The sequence below is a fragment of the Bacillus sanguinis genome (genome assembly GCF_018332475.1).
Taxonomy (GTDB): domain Bacteria; phylum Bacillota; class Bacilli; order Bacillales; family Bacillaceae_G; genus Bacillus_A; species Bacillus_A sanguinis.
The window spans coordinates 1-6426 of record NZ_BOQB01000372.1; the positions used below are offsets into that span (position 1 = coordinate 1).

General features: G+C 35.6%; 6 protein-coding genes. 4 read left to right on the plus strand and 2 right to left on the minus strand.

What is annotated here, in order from left to right; all coding sequences use genetic code 11:
* Positions 1-274: 274 nt before the first annotated feature.
* Both KI369_RS26230 and KI369_RS26235 read left to right on the plus strand, forming a co-directional pair.
* The gene (locus KI369_RS26230) at positions 275-952 is read left to right on the plus strand and encodes a response regulator transcription factor (protein ID WP_000781971.1); all 678 of its coding nucleotides are present in this window, start codon (positions 275-277) and stop codon (positions 950-952) included.
* Position 953: 1 nt separating this feature from the next.
* Positions 954-2330 (plus strand): sensor histidine kinase, encoded by a 1377-nt coding sequence (locus tag KI369_RS26235; RefSeq protein WP_212958392.1) that lies wholly within the window; start codon positions 954-956, stop codon positions 2328-2330.
* Between the two features lie 183 nt (positions 2331-2513).
* On the opposite strand, the gene KI369_RS26240 is transcribed toward KI369_RS26235, so the two are convergent.
* The gene (locus KI369_RS26240) at positions 2514-3773 is read right to left on the minus strand and encodes an MFS transporter (protein WP_212958394.1); all 1260 of its coding nucleotides are present in this window, start codon (positions 3771-3773) and stop codon (positions 2514-2516) included.
* 69 nt (positions 3774-3842) lie between these two features.
* The gene (locus KI369_RS26245; protein ID WP_212958396.1) at positions 3843-4466 is read right to left on the minus strand and encodes an ArsR/SmtB family transcription factor; all 624 of its coding nucleotides are present in this window, start codon (positions 4464-4466) and stop codon (positions 3843-3845) included.
* A 184-nt stretch (positions 4467-4650) separates the two neighbouring features.
* Between KI369_RS26245 and KI369_RS26250 the strand changes: the two genes are divergently transcribed.
* Together KI369_RS26250 and KI369_RS26255 are read left to right on the plus strand one after the other, a co-directional pair.
* Positions 4651-5715, plus strand: a complete 1065-nt coding sequence (locus KI369_RS26250) for an ABC transporter permease (protein WP_212958399.1) — start codon at positions 4651-4653, stop codon at positions 5713-5715.
* A complete protein-coding gene (locus KI369_RS26255) occupies positions 5715-6386 on the plus strand; it encodes an ABC transporter ATP-binding protein (protein WP_212958401.1) in 672 nt (223 codons plus the stop codon). The genes KI369_RS26250 and KI369_RS26255 overlap by 1 nt, the downstream gene beginning before the upstream one ends.
* Positions 6387-6426: the final 40 nt, after the last annotated feature.

Below are 6426 nucleotides of genomic sequence, written 5' to 3' on the forward strand. Positions count from 1 at the left end.
ATGAAAGAAGTTATATATGTTAGATAGAGATCAAACTAAAATATTATTTAACGAGTATAAGTATATAATTTCTATATTACTTATTCATTTGAAGGCTGACTGTTTTTGCAATCTTCTTCAAGCTAACAAGGCTTTATACATTTGTTGCAAGAAAATATTCATAGTGTTCTAATTCCAAGAAAACATATCATAGCATTCGGCTTTTCTTTTTCTTGCAAAAAATCCAATTGTTTCTTAAGGTAAGGATGTAGAAGGTTGAACAAGAGAGGGTTTAATGAAGATGATACATATTTTATTAGCTGATGATGATAAGCATATTAGAGAGTTGTTGCATTACCATTTACAAAAAGAGGGGTTTAAAGTTTTTGAAGCAGAGGATGGAAAGGTAGCGCAAGGTGTATTAGAGAAAGAAAATATTCATCTTGCGATAGTAGACATTATGATGCCGTTTGTTGATGGCTATACGTTATGTGAAGAAATCCGGAAGTATCATGATATACCAGTTATTTTATTAACTGCGAAAGATCAGTTAGTTGATAAAGAAAAAGGATTCATTTCTGGTACGGACGATTATATTGTAAAACCATTTGAGCCAGCTGAAGTCATTTTCCGTATGAAAGCATTACTACGTCGTTATCAAATGCTGAGTGCTGATATTATTACACTACACGGTACAACAATTGATCGAAAAGGGTTTGAAGTGAAGTGTAACGGTCAAACGATTTTGCTTCCATTAAAAGAATTTGAGTTGTTATCGCAACTGGCTAGTTATCCTGGAAGAACATTTTCAAGAGAAGAATTAATTGAATTAGTATGGGGAATGGATTTTGAAGGAGATGAACGAACAGTTGACGTTCATGTGAAACGACTGAGAGATCGCTTCTCAAAACGCACGGATGATTTTCAAATTACAACAGTACGCGGACTCGGCTATAAGTTGGAGCTGAAATAAGATGAAATCACTATATTCTAGATTTGTTTTTATGACAGTGGGGATTATGCTTCTTAGTAGTATTATCGGTTTTTTATTAACGAACGTATATTATCAAGTGAAGTTAAAACCGTACAATAGTGAGAAGATTTTAGCGTATGCGGAAGAAGTTAAGTCATTATATGAAAAGCAAAGTGAAGGAAATCAAGAGGCATACTTGCATTCTATTGCAAAGTTAGGATATGAAATTTATATTGTCGATGACAAAAAGAATGGAAAGCGTATCGGGAATGCATTTCGTAAAACGTCTATTAGTGATGATACTGTTCATAAAGTGTTGCAAGGGGAAACGTTTAACGGCGTTTCCACATATCCAACGCGATTGTTTATTACAGGGTTTTTCGATAATGAATTAATTAATAGTGTCGGTGTCCCGGTAAAACACGGTGATCAACAGTATGCTTTATTTATTCGTCCGGACATTCAGAACCAATTTGGCGAGATGCGAATTTTTCTAGCGGTATTACTCGGTTTCATCGTTGTATTAAGTATCATTTTTATAGCGATTGCAGCAGGTTATATCGTTCGTCCCATTCGTAAATTTACGAAGGCTACGCAAAAAATTGCGAGTGGTGAATATGAAATTGAATTAGACGTAAAGCGAAAAGATGAAATTGGTACGTTATCTACAAACTTTCAAAAGATGACGAAAAGTATAAAGGAACTAGATGAAATGAGACAAGAATTCGTTTCGAACGTTTCACATGAATTCCAGTCACCGCTTTCTTCCATACAAGGATTTTCGAAAACATTGCAAACAGAAAAAATGAGTGAAGAAGAAAGAAACCATTACTTACGAATTATTGAGGGCGAAAGTAAGCGAATGTCTAGTTTATGTAAACAGTTACTTACGCTAGCTTCTTTAGATAAAGAAGAGAAAGTATTACAAATAAAAGAATTCAATTTACAAAAACAAATTAAAGATGTCATTTTTATGCTCGAATGGAAATGGCGAGAGAAAGATATCGCTGTTGAGTTTGATGTGCCGGACATTACTATTCAAGGTGATGAAAACTTGCTTCATCAAGTATGGAGTAATATTTTTACGAATAGTATTAAGTTTTCAAACGATGCTGGGACGATTGAGTTTTTCGTTGAAGAGTTAGAGTCTAGTGTCATTATCTCTATATCCGATAACGGAATCGGAATGGAAAAAGAAGAAATGGAACGTATTTTTGATCGTTTTTACAAAGTAGATACAGCGAGAGCGAGAAACGTAGAAGGTAGTGGTTTAGGATTATCGATCGTACAGAAGATTGTTGAACTGCATCATGGAAACGTTTCGGTGTATAGTGCGAAGGGGGAAGGGACGACTGTTCGGGTGGAGCTTCCAAAATAGAGGGAAGAGGCTGTTTCGGAACGGCCTCTTTTTTGTCGTTTTTTTTCGGTAAGTCGATATAACTGGAAAATCGCTGATATAATTCGAGTTGCGCTGATATATTTGAAAAATCGCCGATATAATTCGAGTTGCGCTGATATATTTTGAAAATCGCTGATATAAATTTCATGTACTGTATTCCTGCTATAAAGCCGCACCTTTCCCGCGTTCTTCCTTAAACCGAATTTCAAAAGTATCCGCTGTAATCTCATCAGCTTTCGGCAGTGCTCGTAATTTCGGATGAATTAGCCATACGAGAGAAATGAAGAAAATCCCTATGCTAGCGAGTGCGAAAATGAGTTGGCTACTAAATACATTTGCGGTGTATCCGCCAATTAAAGAACCAAAAGGCATCGCAATTGTGCCCATACTTCGCATGACTGAGTTGATGCGTCCAATATATTGATTTGGAATTACAATTTGACTAATTGTCGCAAATAATATGTTGGTTGCACCAATCGGTACCCAAGCTAGGCCGAATAAGAAAATAGATAACCATTGAAACGGTACAACCGTAGAGAGAAACCAAAAGATAGCACCAGTCGCAAAGCCAATAATAGAGACACGGCCAACGTTACGTTTGCCAACCCATGAACTGAATAGCGCTCCAATTAAACTACCGGCTGATATAGCAGCTAAGAAGAAGCCGTATGATTTCACACCACCTAAAGAATCAGCGAATGAAGGGAGTATCGCCATCGTCATACCGATTGAAAAATTGGCAACAACGGAACCGATTAAGAATACGCCCATTAAAGAACGAAAGACGATTGAAAAACCTTCTTTTAAATCAGAGAAATATTGTTTAGTTGAAAGTGATGTGCTCGTTTCTGTTTGGTTTGGCATTTTTAATGAAAAGAACAAAAGGGCAGTAATCGCGAATGTAAAAGAGTCGATTACATATAAAGTAATGGCGCCAAATAGTGCTACTAATATTCCAGAAAGAGTCGTGCAAATTAAATCAATGCCTTGATATGCAAATGAGAAGAGTGAATTTCCTTTTAATAATTGTGTTTTATGCAGTAGAAGTGGTAAAGCTTTCGATTGTGCGGGATAGGCGAATTGTTCGATAAAGGCTACGATTGGCATAATGATGAGTAGTAGTTGGACTGTTAATAGGTCGAAGTAGTGTGTAATAGGAATGATTAAAATAAGGATGCATTGCAGAACTTGTGTGATGACGAGGGTGTTTTTAATTGACCATCTATCAACGAATGGACCGGTAAGAAATTGAAGTGCAGAAGGTAATAACGTAAGAAAACCTGCTAATCCAGAATAAAAAGGATTACCACTCAGCTTATATACGAGCCACATCGCCGCTACATAATACAAGCGGTCTCCTATGTTTGTGAAAATTCTTCCTAAAAATAATAAGAGGAAATTCCGGTTTTTCAATATGTCCATTTAATCTACTCCTTTATAAAAATTTTATTCGGTAAAATAAAATTGACCGTTTGTGTAAAAAAAATCGTATTACGATTTTTCTTCTTTTTTAATAAATTGCTGCATTGTTCTCTCAGCGATTTGAAGTGCAGTAGTAGAAATATAATAAGGTTTACTATTTGGATTTTTATCTGCACCTTCTGTGATCTCGTTTAATTCAGCCATCAATTGATGAAACTTTTTCACCCACACTTGAAATTGTTCTGGCGTAGCATCAAACTCCCAGCAAGATGAAACGTAATTCCAATCAGCAGGAGCTTCGCTTTCTTTTCTTAATATAAAAGCTTCTTCTGGTGCAGCGAGAATTTGGCTTTGCGTTCTTTCTATCATTTTTAAAAAAATTTGGCGACCTGATTCGCTTAATATTTCTAAATGAGGTAATAGATCTGCGGCAGGGGTGAAGCCTTTAGCGACAGATTGATAAAACTTTTGAACAATCCCATTTTTTTCTTCTGTATAAACAATCTCTATAAGACTATTCTTTTCTAATTCTTTTAAATGATAATGAATTTTCGCCCTTGAAATGCCGAATTTCTCAGATAGTAATTGTCCAGTATAAGGACGTTCGCATAGTCGCATCATCATTTCGGCACGTAGTGGATCACTTAATGTTTTTAGTTGGCTATAAGTAGTGAGTGTTAACATGGGCTTCAAAATGATCAACTCCTTAAATAAAATTACTCGGTCAATATTATTTGACTGAATTGTATCAAGGATTCGAATTGTTTTCAATACTTTCTGAAAATTTAATTTTTACTATGTAATCTTCTGTTCATACTCCGTTCATATTTCTTTTTTATGATAAGTGCATAGAAAGTAAGAGAAAGGAGCGAGCGAAATGTTTTTAGCTCTGCGTGAATTAAAACAATCAAAATTAAGATACGGATTAATCGGATTGATTATGGTGTTATTATCATTTTTAGTCCTTGTGATTTCAGGATTAGCAAACGGATTATCATATGATAATGCTTCATCGATTCAAAATATGGAGGCAAATAAGTTCGTTTTAGCAGATGATGCGGAAAATAAATTACTTCGTTCACAAATTAAGCAAGATGATGTAGATAACGTCGTAAATCAAGTAGGCGAGAAAGAGGCTGTTCCGTTTCGCGTGAAAAATTCAACTTATGAAAAGAAAGGTAGTTCGAAAAAAGTTGATGTCGCTATTTTCTCAAGTGAACGCGATTCATTTTTAGAACCGAAAATTGTAGAAGGTGAGAAGTTAGGTACAGCAAACAACGAAATGGTTGCTGACGAATCAATTAAAGAAAAAGGAATCGATATTGGGGATACAATTATTGATCCTGTTTCAAAGAAAGAATTTAAAATCGTTGGATTTACGAAAAATCAAATGTTTAGCCATACACCAGTCGTTTATGTAAATGAAGACGTATGGGGCGCTATTTCACAACCAAACCAAAAAGATTATAGTGCAATTGCACTTAATACAGATAAAGAAGTAAAAAATGCACACGTAATTGACAAAAAAGAAGTACTGCAAAGTATTCCAGGATTTAAAGAAGAGCAAGGAACGTTAACGATGATCATTGCGTTCTTACTTGTTATCGCTGCGTTATTAATCGGCGTATTCTTCTACGTCATTACACTGCAAAAAACACAGCAATTAGGCGTATTAAAAGCAATTGGTACGAAGAACTCGTATTTAGCAAATAGTTTAGTCGTACAGGCGTTATTCTTATCAGTCGTTGCGATGGTAATTAGTATCGTTCTTGTACAAGGGTTAGAACAAATTTTACCAGCAGGTATGCCGTTCTTATTAACAACACCGATGATTGCACAATATGCAGCAATCTTTATCGTCATTAGTATTTTAGGAACACTTATTTCGTTATACCAAGTATTAAAAGTTGATGCATTAGAAGCAATTGGAGGCGGGATGTAATGACTTCATTATTAAAATTAGACAAAGTAAGTAAAGTGTACGGAGAAGGGAATACGGAAGTAACAGCCCTTCATCCGATATCGCTTGACGTGAAAGCTGGAGAGTTTATCGGAATCGTCGGTCCTTCTGGATCAGGGAAAAGTACGTTATTATCAATCGCGGGTGCATTACTATCACCATCAAAAGGGGATATTTACATTCGTGAGCAAAATATTACGAAGTTATCAGAAAAGGAAATGACAGACATTCGTTTGAAAAAAATCGGCTTCATTTTCCAGTTTGCAAACCTTGTTCCCTATTTAAATGTGAAAGAACAATTGCTTTACATTGCAAAGCTAAAAAAAGAAAGTAAACAAGAATCCGAAAAGCGTGCAGATCATTTATTAGCGGCATTTGGATTAGGAGAAAGAAAGAATCATTATCCAAATCAACTATCTGGCGGGGAAAAACAAAGGGTAGCAATCGCTCGTGCGTTCATGAACAATCCAGATTTAATATTAGCAGATGAACCAACGGCAAGCTTAGACTCAAAACGTGCACGTGAAGTTGTGGAAATGATGAAACGTGAAGTGAAAGAGAGCCAAAAAGCAGCCATTATGATTACACATGATGAAAGAATGCTTGATGTATGTGATCGTATATTGACGCTTCGAGACGGGAAATTAATATAAAGAAAAAAGGCCAACCGTACATGCGGTTGGCCTTTTGTAT

Coding starts and splice junctions, on each gene's coding strand:
- KI369_RS26230 (WP_000781971.1), top strand. CDS start 275: ATGAAGATGATACATATTTTATTAGCTGATGATGATAAGCATATTAGA.
- KI369_RS26235 (WP_212958392.1), top strand. CDS start 954: ATGAAATCACTATATTCTAGATTTGTTTTTATGACAGTGGGGATTATG.
- KI369_RS26240 (WP_212958394.1), bottom strand. CDS start 3,773: ATGGACATATTGAAAAACCGGAATTTCCTCTTATTATTTTTAGGAAGA.
- KI369_RS26250 (WP_212958399.1), top strand. CDS start 4,651: ATGTTTTTAGCTCTGCGTGAATTAAAACAATCAAAATTAAGATACGGA.
- KI369_RS26255 (WP_212958401.1), top strand. CDS start 5,715: ATGACTTCATTATTAAAATTAGACAAAGTAAGTAAAGTGTACGGAGAA.